Genomic DNA, 21,736 nt, shown 5'->3' with positions numbered 1-21,736 from the left:
TGAATATTCATAACATGAATTCTCACATATAAATTTGTGAAAATAACTTAGCGATTAGCATGTAATAAAGATTCCCTTTCACCAAAACAGGGAAAGGGAACCTTGAACATACATATTTTAACGTTTTTTTTATATTAAATCCAGCCACGGAATCGACTGGCTTCTGACATTTTTCTTACCCCTACCATATATGCAGCTAATCTCATATCAACTCCACGAGTAGTTGATAATCGATATACGTTTTCAAATGCAGAAACCATTACTTTTTCGAGTCGTTCTTCAACTTCTTCTTCAGTCCAATAGTAACCTTGGTTGTTTTGTACCCATTCAAAATAGGATACCGTTACACCGCCTGAGCTTGCTAATACATCTGGAACGAGTAAAACGCCTCTGTCACTTAGTAATTTAGTGGCCTCTATTGTCGTTGGCCCATTAGCAGCTTCGACAATGATATCTGCTTTAATATTATCTGCATTATATTTTGTAATTTGATTTTCAATAGCGGCAGGAACTAATATATCACAATCAAGTTCTAATAATTCTTCATTAGAAATCGTATCTTTAAAAAGCTTCGTTACTGTACCAAAACTGTCACGACGATCTAATAGGTAATCTATGTCTAATCCATCTGGGTCATGCAGTCCACCGTATACATCGGATATTCCGACGACTTTTGCACCAGCATCGTGCATAAATTTAGCTAGGAAACTTCCAGCATTTCCGAACCCTTGAATAACAATACGTGCCCCTTCTAAATTTATACCTTTTTTCTTTGCTGCTTCTCTAATACTAATTGTAACACCTTTTGCTGTCGCGGATTCTCTTCCATGTGAACCGCCTAAAACAATTGGTTTGCCCGTAATAAAACCTGGTGAATCAAATTCTTTCATTCGACTATATTCATCCATCATCCATGCCATAATTTGTGAGTTCGTAAATACATCAGGGGCAGGTATATCTTTTGTAGGGCCAACAATTTGACTGATTGCTCTAACGTAACCTCGACTCAATCTTTCTAATTCAGGAAAAGACATTTCCCTAGGATCACAAACGATCCCGCCTTTTCCTCCGCCATACGGCAAGTCGACAATGCCTGCTTTTAAACTCATCCAAATTGAGAGCGCTTTCACTTCTGTTTCTGATACATCTGGATGAAAACGAACGCCCCCCTTAGTTGGTCCTACGGCATCATTATGTTGCGCCCTATAACCGGTAAATATTTTTATAGAACCATCATCCATTCTTACTGGTATTCGAACGGTCATCATCCTTAGAGGTTCTTTCATCAATTCATATACTTCATCAGGATATCCAAGTTTATCTAACGCACGTTTTATCACTGTTCGAGTCGATTCAAGTACATTTTGCGTTTTAACTTGTTTTTCTTTCTCTTCTTGCTCTTCTTGACCTAAATTTTCATTAGAATCCATCGATTTCACCTCTGCGTCGTGTGTACATTATTACAATATGGAGTGAATAATTTAATAACCTTCTAATTATAACTATAAAGAAAATAATAGGAATTTTCCACTATTGTTTCTGTTTTTTCGAGAAATTTTTTCTTTTTTTTATGAACAGTAAAAAACCCCAATATTATTGGAGTTTCATGAAAAATAGTTGATGATTTTTTTTATCGCATTTCGCTCGATAATCGTCTTCCCATACTCTTGCAAGATGAGTGGTGCTACGGTAGAACTATCGCCATACTCTAAAATAATTGAAATGAAATCTTCAAAATCAAGCGGCCATTCTTCGTCTTCATCAAAACTTAAGTAATAAGCACCTTTGTAAAAGTACAATTCACCACTTTGTATATTTGAACGATTTAATGTTTTTGATAATTGAATAACATCTTCAAAAGTTTCAAAAGAGAAGATAAGTATTTCATTTAAATCGACTGAGACTTGCAATTCCATAAATGAATCATCAAATGTCTCTTCTAAATCATCGGATTTTGTAACGATTACGACCATTCCTTGGGATGGTAATGAAAACACTTCTACTATTACGGGTCCGTCTGCTTCAAATCCAAGTTCAACACTCGCCTCAGAGATCATATCTCGGAACAAGTCGTGAACTTTTGGGACGTCCATCAAAATTTCTTCTTTTGAAATTCCTCTTTCATGGAGGTCTTCAAATGTTAAAAAAATTTTTATTTTATCATAAGACAAACGCTCCAAGCGCATAGTCGAACCTCCTTGTTGACGCCACGGCTATTTCATCAGTTCTATACATGACGTTGTTTATTGTTAACGTATGAGAGCAATGTATTTTTGGTTCGACCGTATGCCCAACATTTTTTTTAATTTTATACATGATTTTTTAACCATGAAAACCATTCTTCTACACTGTTTCCTACAAGCAAACCTTGATACTTCATACGTGTCGATTTCGACAAACTTTCAGTGGAATCGCCGCCAATACCAACTTTTATTTCATCGTTAAAATACTTTTGAATCTCATTTGCTACCCGAAACGCCCCTGACAAGTTTTCTTCAACTGTACAAGAAAGAAATAAATATTTAGGTTCGATTTCCTTTAATACTATAAAGAGATCCTCTTTAGGAATACCACCACCGAGAAAAACAGTTTCAAATCCTTTTCGTTTAAGAAATAATGTGAACATGAGTAACCCTAGTTCATTTTGTTCATTAGGTGCACAAACACAAACGACTTTAGGAAGGATTCCTTCAACTGAAAGACTGTGGAGAATATTACCTATCTTCGTGCGTATGTAAGAAGAAACAAAATGTTCATGAGCCGTTGTAATTTGTTTTGATTTCAACATATCTTCAACATTAACTAAAATATCCCCTAATATATCCACCACAACTTTTTCAACAGTAAATATCGCGAAAGCTCGGTCGAGAAGTTGATTACTTTCATACTCGTTAAATGATAATAGTGCCCCTAAAAGATCCTTGCGCAATGTTTCTATGTAATTATGGCTAGGTTGATCTTCTTGAACTCTCTCTATGATCTCGTCTCTTTCCAATAACCCTACAGCTTGTCCGATCGTAAATCCCTTATTTATTTTATTCATTAACCATTTCAATACTGATATGTGTTCTTCTGTATATAAGCGGTGACCAACTTCGTTTCGGACAGGATCGATGATACTGTACCTTCTTTCCCATGCCCTTAATGTTCCCGGTTGAATGCCAAGCATTGTTGAAACAGCCTTTATGTTATACTTCCCTTTACCGGCACTCAATTACTCCACCTACTTTTCTCGTTTTGATTATTTGACATATTATAGATGATTTCACCTCAAGTGTAAAACGATGCATCGCCTAATTAAATTGTCTTACCTCTTTAAACGTTTACATTTTTTATTATATTGGTGAACATCAAAATACAAATAGATGAGTGATATCGATATCAGACAAATAAGTAACCACTGATATATTATTATACTACCGATCAACATACATAAATATAAGAATTGCTCCAATCTTGTTACTGTAGAAAAGGACAAATAAAAAATGAGTCTGGATAATAATAAAAAGCTACCAATAAAGAACAAAATGGTAATGAATAATGAAAATGGCTCAAAGACGAGGTTATGAAGGATGGTATTCGAGTTGTAAGGTAAAAGCTCACTAATTCTATTGCTTAATATAAAAAAAATGACTCCGAATATGACAGCAAGGAATGATCGTTTGAATAATGTGTTCATCATATCCCTCCTACCTTTATTGAAATTATATTCAACATCCGGTATATGTTTCTCATTTGCATAATGACAATTTCAATAACTATCGACAGTGAAACGGGCGGTTTTCATTTCGCCCTTTATAGAATTCGAAATCGCTATAGGCCGACGCTTTCACTCCAGAGCACAATTGTGATTTTACTCGTGCTGCACTTCGTTTGTATTCATAGTGTCTTCTTTGCCTTGGAAAATGCTTCAGCTAATCGGGAGAGGATCCCCCCAATGAAGCTCCTGTGGTTACTCGTTGCAAAAGAGAAAGCTCTTTCTTTTCCCTCAGGCATCTCGTTATTTTGAACTCTCAACGGATAAAGGCTTTAAATGTTTACACAAAAAGGATATCTCCTAATAAAGTTAAAGTCACCGTACAATAACAGAATCGGAGGTATCCTTATTTTTAAAGATTTTAAAATGAATCAAATCATTTTGCCTTGGATTTAGCCTATAAACTTCAAGAAAATGATAGCGTTTTTGCTGTGTTAGATAGGATGATGGTCAAAAAAGGAGATTCCGATTATCAAACACGATAATCGGAATCTTTATTTGGCTTTAATGAGACAGTTTTGTCCCAGCCTTATACTTATTAGAACAAACCTAAAGCTTTTCCATTTACATCAACATCCATTTTTTCAGCTGCTGGAACTTTTGGTAAACCAGGCATTGTCATTACATTCCCTGTTAATGCTACAATAAATCCTGCTCCTACAGAAGGCTTTAATTCACGTACAGTAATTGTAAAATCAGTTGGTCTTCCTAATTTTGACGGATCATCAGACAATGAATATTGTGTTTTCGCCATACATACCGGAAGTTGATCCCAGCCATTTTTTTCGAATGTACTGATCTGCTTCCTTGCTTGAGGTGATAATTCTATTCCTTTAGCTCCGTACACTTTCTTTGCAATGGCTTCAATTTTTTCTTCAATAGAAGTATTCAACTCATAAGTATGTGTAAAGTTTTTCTCGGATGGTTCAATTTCTTGTACAACTCGGTGAGCTAATGCTTCGCCGCCTTCACCACCTTTTTCCCAAACATCAGCTAACTCTACGTTTATGCCTTGTTGTTCACACCAAGCAGTTAATGTATCAATTTCTTCTTGAGAGTCATGAATAAATCGGTTAATTGCAACAACATGAGGTAAACCAAATTGCCTGATGGTTTCGACATGTTTTTCTAGATTCGCGAGTCCTGATTTTAATGCATTGACATTTTCTTCTTTTAATTGATCTTTTGGTACTCCACCATGCATTTTCAACGCTCTGATTGTCGCGACAATGACCACAATATCCGGATCAATATTACCAGCTCTCGTTTTTATATCCAAGAATTTCTCAGCACCTAAATCTGCACCAAAACCTGCTTCTGTTACGACATAGTCCGCAAGCTTAGAAGCCATTTTGGTTGCTATTACACTGTTACAGCCATGAGCAATGTTTGCAAACGGCCCGCCATGAATCAGCGCTGGTGTATTTTCCAATGTTTGTACAAGATTTGGTTTTATCGCTTCTTTTAAAAGTAAAGTTAGTGCTCCTTCAGCTTTTAAGTCTTTTACTGTTACAGGCGTCTCATCCGCAGTATATGCGACAACAATTTTAGACAACCGCTGTTTTAAATCTTGTAGACTAGATGCTAAGCAAAGGATAGCCATGATTTCAGAAGCTACAGTAATATCAAATCCGTCTTCACGAGGTACACCTTGTAAAGGTCCTCCTAAACCGACAACGACATTTCTTAAAGCTCGGTCGTTCATATCCAAAACACGCTTCCAAGAGATTCGACGTACGTCAATATTCAATTCATTGCCGCGATGAATATGGTTATCAAGCATAGCCGCTAAAGCATTATGAGCAGTTGTGATTGCATGAATATCTCCAGTAAAGTGAAGATTAATATCTTCCATCGGAACAACTTGGGAATAGCCTCCTCCGGCAGCTCCCCCTTTAATACCCATTGTCGGGCCAAGTGAAGGTTCACGTAATGCAATCATTGTTTTTTTGTTGATTTTATTTAATGCTTGTCCAAGCCCTACAGTCATTGTAGACTTACCTTCACCTGCTGGGGTCGGGTTAATTGCTGTAACAAGGACAACTTTCCCATCTGGCTTATCCTCTAATCGATCCAAAACTGATAATGAAAGCTTTGCTTTATAATGACCGTAAGGCTCCCATTCATCATTATTTAAGCTCATACTTTCAACAATGTTTTTAATAGGTACCATCTTTGCTTCTTGTGCAATTTCAATATCTGATTTTACTTTCTTCAAACTTCATTCACTCCTTCAATACTATGTTTTCAGCGATGACAAAGGATGAATCTTAGTTGTCTTAATCATTCATCACTAAAATGATGATCAAACGATATAAGTATAACAGTTTTTAAAAGGTATGTACGATTTCTACATTTTTATTTTAAAAATGTCTTTGAAGATTCACACATATAATAAGAATTAAACTTTCACCCTTCACCCCCACCTATTATAAACGAATTCTGAAAACGCTTTCAACGGTTTTAGTTTCATTCTTCCAATCATTACTTAAATAAAGATAAAAACAGCCAAATGGCTGCTTCATTTCTTTAGTCCTATTTTCGATTCACGAGCTGATCTATTTATCGAATAGTTTTTAAGTGCCAGTAGTCGCTTGTGTGTTCTTATTTTTGCATTTTTTTTATTAATTCAATGTACTCTCTCATTTTTTGATCATCCATATCTTTAAGTGAATGATCGAGCAGATGTTGTAAGTTCATTTGATTTTTAAGACTTCCTCTCAGCAATATTTCTACATTCTGATCAAAATCTACATACACACCTTGTACGTTCAATACGTTAGATAGCAGCCCAATAATAACCAATATTTGTTGAGGCGTCAAAGAACTCAATTCATTAAAAATGTCACCTTTTTGAGGTTTTTTTTTCTTATTTTGCGGCATAAATCACACCTGCTTAATTTTTGTTGCCTAACCAAATAGTACTGCTCTGTCTGTATCCTCTGGTATTGTACTTCTTCCATATCCAAAAGATAAAAGTAGGAAAATTAAAATCGTTATAATGAATAATAAGCCATTAATTGATTCGCCTTCGGATTGTTGCATATTAATCACCTCTCCCTTCAGTATATGAAGACGAATTAATTTTGTTATTATGTATATGCATTTATTTTTACAAGCCCAATTTGAAAAACTTGATTGAAAATTAAAGTTATAAAAGATATAATAAATTAAGATTTCTTAATTTTCAGTCTTTAAGGAAGGGATGATTCTTTTGACATTTTTGAAATGGAAAAATCATTCTTTAGTTACCGACGCAGATATTGACTTCCACACTAAAATGGGAATGCCCGTTGAAGTATTTTGTCTTAAATCTTATAAAACACTCGCATTTGGTAGAATGGAGCATGTGAATCAAAGTAAAGTTTTAGTAAACGGCCGTGCATTTGATCGGCACTCAGTTGTTTTTTTCGGATAAAAGCTCGCCCTTTAGCTGGGCTCACACATAATTGAAGAACCTTGCTGATTTGCGATCTGCAAAACGAAAAAAAGTACCAGGCTCATACCTTTTTAATTGGACGCTAATGAGCCGAGTACTTGTTCATATATTTCGCTTTTACTTATGAAATAAATTAATATCGTGTTTATCTTTTAATTCGTGTAATCGATTTATATGTTTACTCTTATATGAAGATGGCCATATTTCAGGAGCACGGTCGATGATATCTTCTAATAATTCTTCATAATCTTTTTCTGCTTTGTCAAGTTTATCTTTTTTTACTTTCATGTAAAAAAAACTAATTGCTAGTAAAAATAGAAGAAATATTAATAATTGATCTGACAATATGTGTGTAATATATGCTTCGACTTGTTTCGTATAAATAAATGAATAAATACCGTATGCAATGACTATAAACAATAAGACGAAAAACATATAACCTGCATTCATGAGATTTTTTTCCGCTTTTTGTTCTTTTACTTTTGCTTTAATCAAGGCTTGCTCGACAACTGTATGATATGCGAGCTGATCTTTTTCTTCCGAGCCGACTTGCATTGATATTCCACCTTTCTTATATAGATAATACATCTATATGCAAAGTGGACTGGTTATACCCGTCTTTTCCTATATAATTTTGTCTATCCATAAAGGGTACGTAATTACGAGTGTAACTAATATGAAAAAAAGAATAACTAAAATCCTCACTAGTGGAAAACTCTGTTGCTTTTTTTTCTTTCTTCGATATCTTTTTCTTTCATTTTCTTTAGGTTGTTGATGGATCTCTTTTCTTGAAGGTAAATTCAGCACATCAATTGAGTTTTCATCCTCTATCTCATACTCTGACTCTTGCTTTCCTAAGTTAGACGATATATCTTCCTGCGTCTTCCTCATGTCTATTTCCCCCTCAGTAATATAACACGATATTCACCTATACTTCCGGTTTATTTCGTTATTAATCTTTCATAGTATACGATACCTAATCAGTAATCCTAATATAAAGTCGATTAAAAAGTGTGCGATGATAACCGGCAATAAATTATTTGTATAATAGTAGATCCCACCTAAGAAAAAGCTAAGAATAATCGTAAACGTAAATAAAAATAGTTTATGCATATAACGAAAATGGATAACAGCAAAAATAATTGAAGCGATCACTATCCCGAAACTCGTTTGTAAGACACCTCTAAATAATAGTTCCTCACAAAAGGCTACTGTTAATGACAATATCGCAATATGTATCGGAGAGATTCTTTTAAAAATTCGATCGTTTATTCCACCATCATCAAACCAGTCAGAAGGTAGTACTTTTATTAAAATGATTTCTAAAATAACGACAAACAGTCCCCCTGCTAGACCAATTAATGCATGATTGACATTCCATTTAATTAGCTGAAAGACGGCTAACCAGTCATTAAACAACAACCAGCTCAACCCTATACTTATTGATAAAATCATTAGCTGGGTTAAATATACATTCAGTAGTAGCTCACGGTCAGTTAGCCTTTTTACAATTTCAGATTGTTTATTCACATTTTCCTCCGTTATTTTACACTCATCGATCTATTAAAGATTTGTGCAAGCTCTTTTTCCCATAAAGCATATGAATTGTTAACTACAGATTGCCGATTATGCCTTATCTCTTCCTCGTTTTCATCTATGAATACTTTCATATCATGACAATTTGAGCAACACTTTTTCTCTTCTACCTTAACATTGTGATCATTAAAGTAATGCAAAAGGCCTTTTCGGAGGCAGCTTCGAGAAAATATGTATTGTTCAAATTTTAAAAATCTCTCTAGTTTTTCATTCGCTCGATTCATAAAATGCTCAATTATTCTTTGTATCGACGAATTAGTTATGTTGTTTACAATAATTTCTCCATCTACGAGAATCGATTCTTCCTCCAAATAAAACAGAACCATGCGCCAAATTGTTTCATCAATTTGAAAAAGTTCTTTTATTTCGTTAGGTTTTACTTTTAATTGTTCTGTTAGATAACTGCCTTTTCCAGTATAGAACCATCCTTCAAATTCCTGTTTAGCAGGAAATTCACGTTGAATAAAATTGATTGGCAAGTTACGGTCTTCTTTTGAGAAAATACAAACAGCAGTACTATGGTTACCATCTCTTCCTGCTCTGCCAATTTCTTGTACATACTGTTCAAAAGATGGTGGTAAGTACATATGAATAATTGAACGTATATTACTTTTATTAATCCCCATTCCAAAGGCATTAGTAGCAACGATCCAGTCCAATTCATCATTAATAAATTGATTTTGAACTAGAAGCCTGTCCTCCTTAGTTAGGCCAGCATGATAATAGGAAGTATTCGTGAAATGATTATTATGCATTAAACATTGAAGACGTTCAGCTTCATTACGTGTCCCCACATAAATGATTCCCGGTTTTTTTAGATTTTTTAGCCATCTTATGAGTTGTTCATCTTTTTCATCTTTATTCTTAACTCGATCTGTTACTAATCCAATTTCATTTCGGTTTACTGGATATCGGAGTACAGCTGGTTTTTCCATGCCTAAGCGTTTAATAATATCAGCTTCAACACTTTTAGTCGCAGTGGCAGTTAATGCCAAACATGGCGGATTCCCTAGCCTTTCTCTTACAAGCATTAACCGCAAATAGTCGGTGCGAAATTCATGCCCCCATTGTGATATACAATGAGCTTCGTCAACGACGAATAAACCAATATCGTATTTGACTAAAGCAGATATTACATATTCATTAGATAACATCTCTGGTGAAGTAAATACCATAGAATGATTCGTTAGATTATGTAATGTCGTTCTTCTTTCTTTAAAAGATAAAAGACTGTTTAGTTGAACGACCCTCTTATCACCGTAAGCTCTTAATTGATGAACTTGATCTTCCATGAGCGACAATAAGGGCGAAACAACAATTGTCATTCCTTCTTGAAGCATTGACGGAAATTGATAGCATAGTGTTTTACCTGTTCCAGTTGGCAGTATAGCTAACACATCATTCCGATTAAGCGCAGCTTCGATCACTTCTTTTTGTCCACTTCGAAATTGAGTATATCCAAACTTCTCATATAGAATTTCTTCAAGATTCATCTTTTCCCTCCAAGCTCTCCCCCGTCGATAATGCAAGCCTAATTTCAAAATAAGAAAATTCCCCACTAAAATGTTCATTTATTTTTTTAAGCTTTTTCGTTTGTAACATGTTAGACGCATATAAAATAGCTTGTACTTGACTTCGGTTAACAAACGACTCAACAGGAAAATCAGGATCATATATTGCTAATTCAATAATATGGTCTTCGATCGTACTCCTCTTCAAATTTCTTATCTTGGCGATATCATCAATATTGTTATTTATTAAAAGTCTATTTGTCACTTTTGCCGTTTCTGTTATTCCTTGAAACTCTGATTCAGGGTACAACAAGTTTAGAATAGGATATTGATGATGATTTAGCAATTGAAGTATTCGATGAATTACACTTTGAAAGATTAGTTTTGCATAGTTTGAATCATCGTTAAAGTGATTTGAGAGCTGTAAAAATGTTCTCCCCGTTCTATCTGGTGATGTTAACCTTTGTACAAATAACCACGCTTCCAATTCCGAAAAAAGGTTAAGTATTTGGAACATTTCATCAAAAAGCTGTTTATTTAATTCATGTAAAGGCATATGACACTTTTTAATAACATCTTTCGTAAATAATTGAATATTTCGATCATAACTAACTGGTATAAAATGACGAATATCACGCTCTAAAAATGAAACGGTCTGTACTAATAAAGAAAGTCTGTTCCAAAAAATGGTGGCTGAATCGTTCCATTCATATTTTGCACCGTTATAATACTTAGGTATTTGATAAACTTGTTCAAACAATTCCAATGACCTAATTCCGGTGTCAGATAAATGAGCATGGTCTTTTTTTATGTAATGAAACCACCCTTTTTTATCTCCTTCTTTTATAATTTGATCGAATACATTTTTCTCAACGGACTTTAATGATCCGACATACTGCGTACAATGAAAAAGTTTAGCATCTTGAATTGTTTGAAATGATTTCTTTCCGCTCAGTAAATAGTATATTCCATTAAAAGACCGTTCACTGCCTATCTGATTCATCACCTTTAATAATAGCCAGCTAATACTACTCATATTTATTACTCCTTCACTAATCTATCTTTATACCTATTATAAAAAGGATTTAACGTAGAAGCTACTTAAAACATATATCTTAATATACACTTCACTTACAGCACATTTATTTTTCGATACCTCTTAATTAAGACATGTATTAGGATTGCTTCCTTGCTCCTATGATATTTTTATTGAAATGTCAATCGGGAACATTTACAATAAAATAAGAAAGAACTTTATTCACAAATGAGAATTTGTTCTTTAGTCACCCCTTTATGCATAAAAAAATAAATATAAAGGGATTCTATATTTATTTCAATGGGAGGTTATTTGTAATGGCAAAGTACACAATCGTAGACAAAGACACTTGTATTGCTTGTGGCGCGTGTGGAGCTGCAGCACCTGACATTTATGATTATGATGATGATGGGATTGCATTTGTTATATTAGACGATAATGAAGGTACAGCAGAAGTGCCAGAAGAGTTATACGAAGATATGGAAGATGCTCTTGATGGTTGCCCTACTGACTCAATCAAAATAGCTGATGAATCATTTGACGGCGACGCATTGAAGTTTGAATAGATATTACAAGAGGCTGACTCATTAAATTGCCAGGAACCTCCAATACAAGATTCCAGATGATCCTCAACTGGATCTTGTTATAGATAATGGAGAGAAGAGGCACTTTTGAGTCAGCTTCTTTCTTTTAAAACCTATTTTTTAGTCGACGATTAAGAGTTTATATATTTTAAATTAATAATCCTTCATTTGCTAATAGAACATTATTTGACCAAATTTCCCCGTATGCTCGAAATGGCAGTGGGTTTATTCCTGTTCCGACTTCAATAGTAAAACCTGGTCTTCCAGTTTCTTGAATAAACCAATCTTTATAGCCCCCATCACTGTCAGCCGTTCTAACCGGAACATATGAGCTTTGTAATGACAATCGTTCAACCATAGTTTTACTCGTTTCAGGCTCTAAGTTACGGTAACCCCAATAGATCAACTGACCTTGCGAATGAAAGGCTAATACGTGTGAAAAATTAGCTTGTTTTGTTAAACGGTATATTGCCTTAACTTCTGGCTCGGTCAGTGGATTACTGCCGCTATAATGACGTGGCCACGGTTGTTGCGGGCTTTCATCAGCTTCTTTTTCCCAGCCAGCTGGCCATTGATGGTTTAAATCTACCCCTCTTATATTAGCTGACCAATGATCAAATGTTTGACACCCTTTGTTTATTCGATTGATTTCATGATAGTAAGGATGCTTAGGATAATTACCTTGCTGAACGAGCAGAACTCCATCTGGGTTTACCATGAAGACGATGTATAAAGTAATCTCTTCAAATAAATCAGCAATATTTAAATGATAATATGACTTATTATTTGCTAGAGCATTTATAATATCATCTGCCCACTCTGTCAAAAATTTACTCGTCATCCATTCGTTTGAATGCCAACCTCCTGAATAAAATATTTCTTTACTTCCTCTCCCAACCTTAACTAAATAAATTGGATAATTCATGACACTATAACCTACTATTGAACATTGAATTTGGCCATGCTTTAATTTAGACCACTTCTCTATGTAATCTGATATGTCAAAGGGAGAAAACTCTTTTAAGCACACCCCTTCCTCTTCTATTATCCTCGATTTTTTTTCAGGTATTCGTATTTGAAGTCCTGGCTGTATATAGCTTTTTTTATCTATAAGGAATGGGTTTACCTCTAACAATTGATTTACCCGGACGTGATGATGACAGGCAACTCTGTGAAGTGTATCACCGACATTCACTTTATAAATCTCCATATTATTTTTCAGCACCTTTCACTATTTTATATCTCAATATATGATCAAGAAATTTTTTTCATGTTTCCTAGGTTTTTGAATGAGAAAATTCTGACAATGTGATATTGTATATTGATATAACCCGAGTTTAAGGAGGCTTTTATGATGAACGTCAAAACAATATTAATATCTGACCCAATGAGCAAAGATGGTCTTAAACCATTGCTGAATGATCCCATGATCCGTGTAGTTTTTGAAAACCTCGAGGAAACAAGTATTCCACACTCTGAAATAGACGGGATTATTGTCAGGAGTGGTACTACGATAAGGAGAAATCACCTTGAAACACTTACTCGCCTCAAAATAATTGGTCGAGCTGGTGTAGGTGTTGATAATATTGATATAGAAGCAGCAACAGAAAAAGGTATTGTCGTCATCAATGCTCCAAATGGCAATACGATTTCTACTGCAGAACATACTTTTGCAATGATGATATCTTTATTAAGAAATATCCCTCAAGCAAATGCCTCAATGGAAAACGGATTGTGGGACCGCAAAAGGTTTCAAGGAACCGAGTTAAATGAAAAAAATCTCGGAATTATCGGGTTTGGAAAAATTGGTGCCGAACTTGCTAAACGAGCTGCAGCGTTTCAAATGAGCATTTATGTTTATGATCCTTTTCTACCTGCAGAAAAAGCGAAAGACTTCCATGTAACGGCCGTAAGTCTTGATGAATTGTTAAAAGTAAGTGATATTATTACCGTTCATACACCGCTTACAAAAGAAACTGACGGATTAATTGCTAAAGAAGAATTTAAGAAGGTAAAAAAAGGTGCCTACGTCATCAATTGTGCAAGAGGAGGAATTATATGTGAAACTTCTCTTTATGATGCAATTGTGTCAGGACATGTTAAAGGAGCTGCATTGGACGTTTTTAAAAGCGAACCCGTACATGATAATCCGTTAACTAAACTCAGTGAAGTCATTACGACTCCACATATAGCTGCATCAACAATTGAAGCTCAAGAAAATGTTGCTCTACAAGTTTCTGAAGAAATTCGTCATTTTTTTGAAGGTAAACAACTGCGTAGTTCAATAAACTTACCTATTACTGATCACAGACATTCAGATAAAACGGTTTCTTTTTATCCATTTTTGGAAACAATGGGGGAAATGGCTTCACAATTAATGAAAGAGCCTGTCAAAGAGGTTGAAATATCATTTTCTGGTGAAGTAAATCTCGATGAAACAAGCCTTTTACAACGCCGTTTTCTATCTGGATTCTTTCGAAGCAGAATTGATCAGCATGTAAATGATGTGAATGCCATTTACATTGCAAATGAACGGCATATTAAAATAAGCCAGTCCTATGATAAAGATTCGAAAGGGTTTACGAATTTAGTTAAAGCTAAAGTATATGGTGAAAATAATACCTTACAATTATTCGGTACTTTCCACAGCGAATTGGGACCAAGAATTATTCGTCTAAACCATTTTTCGATTGATTTTCAACCTCAAAAACACAATTTATTTATTCAGCACATCGATAAGCCTGGGGTGATTGGAAAAGTAGGACAACTTTTAGGTGAAAAAAACATTAACATTGCTTCTATGCAAGTAGGCAGAAATAAGCAAGGTGGGGAAGCTGTCATGCTCCTTTCTGTGGATAAAGAATGTACATTTGAACAAATTAATTCATTAACTAAAGTTGAAGATTTAAAATTTGCATTGCCAATTGAACTTAGCCTATAACTTCATATTTTATGTTGCAAGGAGGAGCTGTTTTTTCCCCTCCATTATTTTTTAGATTTACAAAATTGAATTTAGGTATTCTGTTATGGTAAAGTGTTAGTTAATGTTGAAGAACTTACTCTTTACATTGATAAAATAGAAAGGTGGATGTTTTAATGAACAAAATCAAGCGGAATTTTCTGCTTGCTATCTCATTGACGACTGTCTTAGCTTTAGCTGCATGTGGTGAAGACAACGATGGTGCAAGCAACGGAGCAGAGGATTCAGAACCAGCAGCTACAATTAATGGTGAAGACGTTCCTATGAGTGAAATCAACCAACAATTAAACCAATTAGAAGAGCTTTATGCCCAACAAGGAATTGACTTTGAAGATGAGGAAAATCAAGAGCTACTTTCGCAAATGCGTCAAAGTATTCTAGATGAACTCGTAACTCAAAAAGTGTTATTGCAAGAAGCTGAAAACCAAAATATTGAAGCTTCTGAAGAAGAAGTTGATATAGAGTTCGAACAAATTAAAGGTAGTTTTTCAGAAGAAGAATTTGAACAAGCTTTAGAAATGCAAAATTATACTGAAGAATCCTTAAGAGAAGAAATTCGTGAAATGGTGTTAGTTCAAGAGCTCCTTTCATTAGATCATCTAGATGAAGAAGAAATTGAAGTTTCTGAAGATGAAATGAGAGAGTATTACGAACAGATGGCTGTTCAGGACGAAGATATTGGTGAGTTTGAAGAACTTCAAGATGAGATTGAAACTCAACTTAAACAGACGAAATACGTAGAACACCTGCGTGATGAAGCTGACATTGAAATTCATATTTAACTTAACAAAGTCTTGAACAATACCTAGTTAAAAAGAGTGGGGCTGTATCAAAAGCCCTTAGCGTAAAATACCATGGACGCCATTCATCGAGATGGTGACCATGGTATTTTTTAATCCTGTTTATGCTGTTTGTTTCTTTTGGTGGCGTTTTCCCGCCGCCACCTTTCGTATGTTGTGAGCCATGGCCACCCAACCGAACTCAACGTGGACTTTTTTCAGTCCCCGCAGGTGGAATCGCTGGAAGCCTAGGTTTTGTTTGACATGACCAAATACACTCTCCACGTCCGTTTTTCGGCGCGCGTAGAGTGTTCGTCCGTCATCGCTTTTCAGTTTGTTTGCTTCTTTCGCCTTTAACTCTTCATACACCGGATTGTAATAGACTTTCCGGTTGCCTTTGGCGGTGGTACAGTCCGCTTTAAACGGGCAACCTTCACAGGACTCACATTCATAGATTTTAAAGTCTCGGGTATAGCCATGTTTATCCGTTCCTCGACGATAGTGGCGAAACGTCACTTTCCGCTGGTTCGGGCACCAGTATAGATCGTCTTTCTCATCGTACGTCCAGTTGTGCGGATGATACGCTCTTTTCGAAAACGATCGTTTCTGTTCCTGTTCATAGGTGTTGTACGGGATCAATGTATGCAGGTCTTCCTGTTCGGTGAGATACATATAGTTCGGTTCACTTCCATAGCCTGCGTCCGCAATCAGGTTATCCGGCAGATGCCGTCCGGTTTCTTTCAAACTCTCCCAATGGGGGACAAGCAACCGAGCGTCCGTTGGACTCTGATGAATGGAATAATGGAGAATAAACTGGTCCTGCGTGCCGGCCTGGATATTGTAACCGGCTTTGAGCTGACCGTTCATCATGTGATCGTCTTTCATGCGCATAAACGTGGCATCAACGTCCGTCTTCGAATAACTATTGCGGTCCCCAAAAACCCCCATTTGGGTTTCGTATTTCTCTAGACGAGGGAGGTAATCTTTCGTTAACGCTTTATGAAACTGGTGCAGTGATTTGACAGCTTGTTTCTTCGCCCGTTTTTCATCGACCGTGTCGGCGTCTTCGATGGCATCGTCCTGCGCCTTGAGTTCCTGTTCGACTTGATGAGCGACTTCTTCCAGGGCTTCTCGGGAGATACGTTCGCGTGGAAATGTGTCATCTTTTCGTTTCAGGGAGTCGATATCGAACGCGATGGCGTCTTCAATCGCCTGAAGATTTTCCACGATTTTCGACTGCAGTTTTTCTTCGTAGCCCTCGGTACTTTTGCGCCAGACAAACGTGTACTTGTTGGCATTAGCCTCAATCTTGGTGCCGTCGAGAAAATAGTCCTTTCCATCGACATACCCTTCTTCTATCAGTAGCTGGACCATCTCCGAATATAAGGCATCCATCAACGGCTTACAGCGTTCTGAACGAAACCGGTTAATCGTGTTAAAATCGGGCGCTTGGCTGGCGGAAAGCCACATCATAGGCAAGTGTTCTCTCAGAGCGCCTTCGATGGCACGGGCGGAAAAGAGCCCCTGTGTGTATCCGTACAAGACGATTTTCGCCATCATTTTCGAGTGGTAGGCGGGGCGACCGCCTCCTTTATACACATCAAAAAACAGCTGGTCGTCCAGGGCATCGATCATGTCGCTTACGATCCGAGCAACGTGATCTTCAGGAATTAAATCGGAAAAATCCATAGGAAGATACAGCTGATTCATGGTATAATCTTGGAAAGTGACCGTTTGGTTGCTCATAAAAAATCGCCTTCTTTCGTTAATGTGGTGTGGTAACTTCATTATACCGAAAGAGGCGATTTTTTTGTATGTTTGGCATGAAAAAAGGAGCTGTCAAAAGGTCATTTTTTATGACCTTTTGATACAGCCCCACTTTTTCAAGTATATTTCTTTGGGTAGATTACATTCTTTGTTATCTACAAAGCGGTCCTGCGATAGCCATTTCGAATGCTGTTTGATTCCTTATGAAAAAACATCCTTCCCTCTCTCATACAACACATCTGTTGTCCCTCGCCGATGATTGACAACCCTTGCAGCTGCAAAAAAATAATCAGATAACCGGTTGACATATTTTACTGCAACAGGGGGCAAAGTTTCGGTTGAGTCTATTTTTAATATCGCACGTTCAGCTCTTCTTGCTACCGTTCTGCATACATGAAGCTGAGCGGCTTCTTTATCTCCACCTGGTAAAATAAACGTCTTAATTTCAGGGGACTCATCCCAATACTTATCTATTTTATCTTCAAGATAAGTTACATATTCTTCCTTTGTAGCCCAATCCCCTTTATTTGTCACATTTGCTAGATCTCCGCCAAGATCAAACAATTCGTGTTGTATTTTTATTAAATCATTTCGAACATCCTCTAAATCAGCAGAAGCAATTAATTCACTTACTGCAATACCGATAAAACTATTTAATTCATCAATCGTACCGTAAGCATTGACACGTTCGTTTGTTTTCCTGACGCGTTTCCCTATTAATTGTGTATCCCCGTGGTCTCCTTTTTTTGTATATATTTTCATATGTATCCCCTCCGTGTAAAATATTTTTATTAAAAGGCTCTTTCGCATAGATTGTAGTTTTATTGATCATTCGAAGAAGTGAAAGGAGACTTCCAGCGACTAGCATTCCTTCACGAGCTTCCACGAGGATGTGGTGAATGCGGCGTTCACACAAGACGCGGCAGAAGAACTTATTCTTTAGAAATCATTGAAAATATAAGTTACAACTATTATACACAAATAATGGAATGGATAAAAATCATTTCCTCAAACGGATTTCTCTATGAACTAATTGTGCAAGAAGATGATTAAAGTTACAATATATTTACGAGAGGAGGCGATACTGTGGCTGTTCATGAACATAAAGCAAATGCACCACAATCTGTTACTTGTATAATTCTTACAGTTTCTGACACACGTACAAAGGAAACTGATAAAAGTGGTTTCGTTATGAAACAATATTTAGAAGATGCAGGACATATTGTCCACGATCATGTAATCGTGAAAGACGATTACATGTCCATTCAGCAAAAAATTCGTGAAGCGGATCATCAACCTAGAGTAGACGCATTATTAATTAATGGTGGAACCGGATTAACATTTAGAGATACTACATATGAAGCGGTTTCTACAATGCTGGACAAAGAGATTTCAGGGTTCGGAGAACTTTTTCGGTACTTAAGTTATGATAAAGATATTGGCTCTGCTGCTATGTTAAGTCGTGCGGTTGCCGGAGTTAGAGGAAAAACAGCTATTTTTTCAACTCCAGGTTCCTCTGGTGCTGTAAAACTTGCTATGAAAGAATTGATAGTTCCAGAACTATCTCATTTAATGAGAGAAATTCATCGGGACTGATAAAAAAATAGCCAGAGATCTCCATTTATACGTAATGGAGGTCCCTGGCCGTAAGTTTTAACGTTTTTCTGAAAGAAGCCTCCCTCTTCAAGCAACCCGTAAAGGACGTAAGTGGTTGGTAGTTCACGCCTAATTGTTTCTTATGAAACAAGATTTTTCTGATTCATTTGTCAAAATGCTCCAGAATCAAACGGTAAAAACACAGAAAATGTCGTACCTTCATTTAGTTTGCTGTGTGCTGCCACTTTTCCGTTATGTGCTTCGACAATATTTTTAACAATCGCAAGGCCTAAGCCTGTCCCAGCTCGCCCTCTCGTTCGTGCTTTATCTGCTTTATAGAACCGTTCAAATATGAATGGTAGGTCCTCTTCAGGTATTCCTGAACCTGTGTCTTGAACATCAAACTTAATCCCCTTATTACTTGACTCCAATCGTAATGTCACTTTACCACCTTCTGGGGTATGGCGGATCGCATTATCAACTAAGTTCGTTAATACTTGCTCTAGACGATCAGGGTCTACATTTAACGTCCGATCTATTGATAAAAATTCATCCTTCAAATCTATTTTATGCTCTTTTGCAACTCCATAAAATTTTCTAAATACTCTTTTACCAAAATCATTTACCTCAATCGTTTCCTTATTTAGTTGAATGTAACCCGCTTCCATTCTTGCAAGATCAAGTAATTCATTCACTAACCTACCCATTCGTAACGATTCCTCATAAATAATTTGAGCCAATTCCTTCTTTTCAACTTCTGAACTAGCAACATCATCAATAATGGCTTCACTATACCCTTGTAACATTGAAATCGGTGTTCGTAATTCATGAGAAACATTTGCGATGAAGTCTTTTCGAAGTTTATCATGCAATCGCTCTTCAGTCATGTCTCGTAAAACTGCAACCGCACCTCGAACATCTTGCTGGCCATATAATGGGGTCATTAAAATTACCCAGCTTCGTCCTTGAACATCTACTTCTGTCATTTGTTCTTTTTCTTGTTCGACTACCCGTTTAAACAATTCTTTTAACTCTTTTGGTAATTGACTCGATTCCTCTATATCCCCTTGCTCATAAAGCCAAGCACGAATAAATTCATTGGCTGGGGGATTCGTAACCATTACAGCTCCATCTCGGTCCAACGTTATAACACCATCTGCCATTGAACTTAATATTCTCGATAACTGTTCTTTTTCTTGATTAAGTGCAGTTAAGTTTGTATTTAAAGCTCTGGCCATTCGATTAAATGCAATTCCTAAGAGGCCAATTTCATCATTCGTTAATATCGGCACTTTCGTATTAAAGTTACCTTTTGCCACTTCCAAAGACGCATTTCTCATTTTTCTTAAAGGAGCTGTAATTCTCGTCGTCAAGAAAAACGCAAAAATCGTTGTTAATACGATCGCAACACCAGCTGCTAAAAAGATGATATGCTTCGTTCGATTCATAGCCCTATCTACTTCTTCTAAAGATTGATAAGTAAAAATTGCCCCGTTTGTATCATTCGGAAATGAAACAGGTATGCCTACAACGAGCACATCTGCTTGCATATCAGTACGATCTGACAAAGGATAGTGACCTTGAGTAACAATTGTTTCACCTGCTTCTAACACTTGTGACAGATCGTGATCTTCGAAAAATACTGACACAGGCAAATCTTGTCCATTATTATTATTTGTATACCAATATTCATCGTTATCGGTTATAATTACCGCTTTTGTAGAATATGTCTCAGCAATATTTTGACTCATTGTTTTTGCTGCCTCATTTGATTCTTCATCCTCAAGCAAAGAACTAATGATTGTAGCATGGTTCATTAATTGGTCTTCTGCCTGTACAGTATGGAAATATTCAAAGTATTGGAGGAGCAAAATCATTAGAACCGCTAATACGACAGATACTAATAAGAGAATCGTCAGCCATAGCTTACCGACGACACTGCGCCATAACATCATTTTTCCTTTACGGCTTCAAACTTATAGCCGACTCCCCAAACAGTTGAGATCATATCTGCTGCCTCAGGAGAAACTTTGTTTAGTTTTTCACGGAGACGCTTAATATGTGTATCAACAGTCCTTAAGTCACCAAAGAATTCGTAATTCCACACATCTTTCAGTAATTGTTCCCTTGAAAATACTTTATCCGGTGATTGAGCTAAATAATGCAATAATTCATATTCTTTAGGCGTTAAATTAATATAATGTTCATCTGCTGTTACTTTATGTGCATCATTATCGATTGTTAAATGAGGAAAGACTAATACATCTTTCGTTGTTGTTTCAGTTTGTAAAAATTTTGTGGATGAAGCACGTCTCAGCAATGCTTTAACACGGAGGACTACCTCTCTTGGACTGAATGGCTTAACAATATAATCATCTGTACCTGCTTCAAACCCTTGCACTCGATTTGCTTCCTCCCCTTTGGCAGTCAGCATAATAATTGGAGTAGCTTTTTGCTTACGCACTTCTTCACAAACTTCGAGGCCGTCCATCCCTGGCATCATTAAGTCTAACAAAATTAAATCATAATCTTTATCTAACGCTAGTTTTAAAGCAATCTCACCATTCTCTGCATCATCAACGATATATTCTTCCCTTTCTAAGTACATCTTTAACAAACGTCGAATACGATCCTCATCATCAACAACTAATATTCTAGCTTCATTTGTCATCATTTTTCCCCCTCATCACA

19 protein-coding genes and 1 pseudogene are annotated in these 21,736 nt (G+C 36.3%); 4 read left to right on the top strand and 16 right to left on the bottom strand.

Annotated features, from left to right (window positions below; all coding sequences use genetic code 11):
* Nucleotides 1-134: 134 nt before the first annotated feature.
* The 11 genes from CD001_RS15700 to CD001_RS15650 all read right to left on the bottom strand — a co-directional run bounded on the left by CD001_RS15700 (nucleotide 135) and on the right by CD001_RS15650 (nucleotide 11,339).
* Entirely contained in the window at nucleotides 135-1,430 is a 1,296-nt protein-coding gene (locus CD001_RS15700; protein WP_096188598.1) for a Glu/Leu/Phe/Val family dehydrogenase, read from the bottom strand.
* Between the two features lie 174 nt (nucleotides 1,431-1,604).
* Nucleotides 1,605-2,186, bottom strand: coding sequence for a genetic competence negative regulator (locus CD001_RS15695; RefSeq protein WP_096188597.1), 582 nt, complete (start codon nucleotides 2,184-2,186; stop codon nucleotides 1,605-1,607).
* A 122-nt stretch (nucleotides 2,187-2,308) separates the two neighbouring features.
* A complete protein-coding gene (locus tag CD001_RS15690; RefSeq protein ID WP_096188596.1) occupies nucleotides 2,309-3,214 on the bottom strand; it encodes a MerR family transcriptional regulator in 906 nt (301 codons plus the stop codon).
* Between the two features lie 1,081 nt (nucleotides 3,215-4,295).
* On the bottom strand, nucleotides 4,296-5,930 hold the full coding sequence (locus tag CD001_RS15685; protein ID WP_096190638.1) for a formate--tetrahydrofolate ligase: 1,635 nt from the start codon (nucleotides 5,928-5,930) through the stop codon (nucleotides 4,296-4,298).
* Nucleotides 5,931-6,361: 431 nt separating this feature from the next.
* The gene (locus CD001_RS15680; RefSeq protein WP_096188595.1) at nucleotides 6,362-6,640 is read right to left on the bottom strand and encodes a hypothetical protein; all 279 of its coding nucleotides are present in this window, start codon (nucleotides 6,638-6,640) and stop codon (nucleotides 6,362-6,364) included.
* A gap of 27 nt (nucleotides 6,641-6,667) precedes the next feature.
* Nucleotides 6,668-6,802 carry a hypothetical protein gene (locus CD001_RS26930; RefSeq protein ID WP_257009830.1) on the bottom strand — a complete coding sequence of 45 codons (135 nt, stop codon included), beginning with the start codon at nucleotides 6,800-6,802 and terminating at the stop codon, nucleotides 6,668-6,670.
* Nucleotides 6,803-7,313: 511 nt separating this feature from the next.
* Nucleotides 7,314-7,751 (bottom strand): DUF2663 family protein, encoded by a 438-nt coding sequence (locus tag CD001_RS15670; RefSeq protein ID WP_179298773.1) that lies wholly within the window; start codon nucleotides 7,749-7,751, stop codon nucleotides 7,314-7,316.
* Nucleotides 7,752-7,820: 69 nt separating this feature from the next.
* A complete protein-coding gene (locus tag CD001_RS15665) occupies nucleotides 7,821-8,087 on the bottom strand; it encodes a hypothetical protein (RefSeq protein WP_096188592.1) in 267 nt (88 codons plus the stop codon).
* A gap of 69 nt (nucleotides 8,088-8,156) precedes the next feature.
* Nucleotides 8,157-8,726 carry a CPBP family intramembrane glutamic endopeptidase gene (locus CD001_RS15660; protein ID WP_257009829.1) on the bottom strand — a complete coding sequence of 190 codons (570 nt, stop codon included), beginning with the start codon at nucleotides 8,724-8,726 and terminating at the stop codon, nucleotides 8,157-8,159.
* Between the two features lie 11 nt (nucleotides 8,727-8,737).
* Nucleotides 8,738-10,285 carry a RecQ family ATP-dependent DNA helicase gene (locus tag CD001_RS15655; RefSeq protein ID WP_179298772.1) on the bottom strand — a complete coding sequence of 516 codons (1,548 nt, stop codon included), beginning with the start codon at nucleotides 10,283-10,285 and terminating at the stop codon, nucleotides 8,738-8,740.
* Entirely contained in the window at nucleotides 10,275-11,339 is a 1,065-nt protein-coding gene (locus tag CD001_RS15650) for a helix-turn-helix domain-containing protein (protein ID WP_096188590.1), read from the bottom strand. The genes CD001_RS15655 and CD001_RS15650 overlap by 11 nt, the downstream gene beginning before the upstream one ends.
* Nucleotides 11,340-11,656: 317 nt before the next feature.
* Between CD001_RS15650 and CD001_RS15645 the strand changes: the two genes are divergently transcribed.
* The gene (locus CD001_RS15645; protein ID WP_096188589.1) at nucleotides 11,657-11,905 is read left to right on the top strand and encodes a ferredoxin; all 249 of its coding nucleotides are present in this window, start codon (nucleotides 11,657-11,659) and stop codon (nucleotides 11,903-11,905) included.
* A 166-nt stretch (nucleotides 11,906-12,071) separates the two neighbouring features.
* On the opposite strand, the gene CD001_RS15640 is transcribed toward CD001_RS15645, so the two are convergent.
* Nucleotides 12,072-13,133, bottom strand: coding sequence for a M14 family metallopeptidase (locus CD001_RS15640; RefSeq protein ID WP_096188588.1), 1,062 nt, complete (start codon nucleotides 13,131-13,133; stop codon nucleotides 12,072-12,074).
* 141 nt (nucleotides 13,134-13,274) lie between these two features.
* On the opposite strand from CD001_RS15640, the gene serA reads away from it, so the two are divergent.
* Nucleotides 13,275-14,864 (top strand): phosphoglycerate dehydrogenase, encoded by a 1,590-nt coding sequence (gene serA, locus CD001_RS15635; RefSeq protein ID WP_096188587.1) that lies wholly within the window; start codon nucleotides 13,275-13,277, stop codon nucleotides 14,862-14,864.
* 155 nt (nucleotides 14,865-15,019) lie between these two features.
* Nucleotides 15,020-15,685: a SurA N-terminal domain-containing protein gene (locus CD001_RS15630; RefSeq protein WP_096188586.1), complete on the top strand. Its 666-nt coding sequence runs from the start codon at nucleotides 15,020-15,022 to the stop codon at nucleotides 15,683-15,685.
* Between the two features lie 132 nt (nucleotides 15,686-15,817).
* On the opposite strand, the pseudogene CD001_RS15625 reads toward CD001_RS15630, so the two are convergent.
* Nucleotides 15,818-17,428, bottom strand: a pseudogene (locus tag CD001_RS15625) (IS1182 family transposase); the annotation flags it as partial.
* 222 nt (nucleotides 17,429-17,650) lie between these two features.
* Complete coding sequence (locus tag CD001_RS15620) at nucleotides 17,651-18,211, bottom strand: cob(I)yrinic acid a,c-diamide adenosyltransferase (protein ID WP_096188585.1); 561 nt, start codon at nucleotides 18,209-18,211, stop codon at nucleotides 17,651-17,653.
* A gap of 324 nt (nucleotides 18,212-18,535) precedes the next feature.
* Here CD001_RS15620 and CD001_RS15615 point away from each other — a divergent pair, with 324 nt between their 5' ends.
* Entirely contained in the window at nucleotides 18,536-19,045 is a 510-nt protein-coding gene (locus CD001_RS15615; protein ID WP_096188584.1) for a MogA/MoaB family molybdenum cofactor biosynthesis protein, read from the top strand.
* A gap of 170 nt (nucleotides 19,046-19,215) precedes the next feature.
* Here the strand turns inward: CD001_RS15615 and CD001_RS15610 are convergent, their stop codons facing one another.
* Together CD001_RS15610 and CD001_RS15605 are read right to left on the bottom strand one after the other, a co-directional pair.
* Nucleotides 19,216-21,000, bottom strand: coding sequence for an ATP-binding protein (locus CD001_RS15610; protein ID WP_096188583.1), 1,785 nt, complete (start codon nucleotides 20,998-21,000; stop codon nucleotides 19,216-19,218).
* Complete coding sequence (locus CD001_RS15605; protein ID WP_096188582.1) at nucleotides 20,997-21,716, bottom strand: response regulator transcription factor; 720 nt, start codon at nucleotides 21,714-21,716, stop codon at nucleotides 20,997-20,999. The genes CD001_RS15610 and CD001_RS15605 overlap by 4 nt, the downstream gene beginning before the upstream one ends.
* Nucleotides 21,717-21,736 lie beyond the last annotated feature (20 nt).

Origin of the sequence: Evansella halocellulosilytica (assembly GCF_002335745.1) — a bacterium.
Lineage (GTDB): Bacteria > Bacillota > Bacilli > Bacillales > Salisediminibacteriaceae > Bacillus_CA > Bacillus_CA halocellulosilytica.
The sequence above is the reverse complement of the archived record's forward strand: the minus strand, read 5'-3'. Positions and strand labels throughout refer to the sequence as shown.

Coding starts and splice junctions, on each gene's coding strand:
- CD001_RS15640 (WP_096188588.1), bottom strand. CDS start 13,133: ATGGAGATTTATAAAGTGAATGTCGGTGATACACTTCACAGAGTTGCC.
- CD001_RS15620 (WP_096188585.1), bottom strand. CDS start 18,211: ATGAAAATATATACAAAAAAAGGAGACCACGGGGATACACAATTAATA.
- CD001_RS15650 (WP_096188590.1), bottom strand. CDS start 11,339: ATGAGTAGTATTAGCTGGCTATTATTAAAGGTGATGAATCAGATAGGC.
- CD001_RS15655 (WP_179298772.1), bottom strand. CDS start 10,285: ATGAATCTTGAAGAAATTCTATATGAGAAGTTTGGATATACTCAATTT.
- CD001_RS15680 (WP_096188595.1), bottom strand. CDS start 6,640: ATGCCGCAAAATAAGAAAAAAAAACCTCAAAAAGGTGACATTTTTAAT.
- CD001_RS15605 (WP_096188582.1), bottom strand. CDS start 21,716: ATGACAAATGAAGCTAGAATATTAGTTGTTGATGATGAGGATCGTATT.
- CD001_RS15610 (WP_096188583.1), bottom strand. CDS start 21,000: ATGATGTTATGGCGCAGTGTCGTCGGTAAGCTATGGCTGACGATTCTC.
- serA (WP_096188587.1), top strand. CDS start 13,275: ATGATGAACGTCAAAACAATATTAATATCTGACCCAATGAGCAAAGAT.
- CD001_RS15700 (WP_096188598.1), bottom strand. CDS start 1,430: ATGGATTCTAATGAAAATTTAGGTCAAGAAGAGCAAGAAGAGAAAGAA.
- CD001_RS15665 (WP_096188592.1), bottom strand. CDS start 8,087: ATGAGGAAGACGCAGGAAGATATATCGTCTAACTTAGGAAAGCAAGAG.
- CD001_RS15670 (WP_179298773.1), bottom strand. CDS start 7,751: ATGCAAGTCGGCTCGGAAGAAAAAGATCAGCTCGCATATCATACAGTT.
- CD001_RS15685 (WP_096190638.1), bottom strand. CDS start 5,930: ATGGTACCTATTAAAAACATTGTTGAAAGTATGAGCTTAAATAATGAT.
- CD001_RS15630 (WP_096188586.1), top strand. CDS start 15,020: ATGAACAAAATCAAGCGGAATTTTCTGCTTGCTATCTCATTGACGACT.
- CD001_RS26930 (WP_257009830.1), bottom strand. CDS start 6,802: ATGCAACAATCCGAAGGCGAATCAATTAATGGCTTATTATTCATTATA.
- CD001_RS15645 (WP_096188589.1), top strand. CDS start 11,657: ATGGCAAAGTACACAATCGTAGACAAAGACACTTGTATTGCTTGTGGC.
- CD001_RS15695 (WP_096188597.1), bottom strand. CDS start 2,186: ATGCGCTTGGAGCGTTTGTCTTATGATAAAATAAAAATTTTTTTAACA.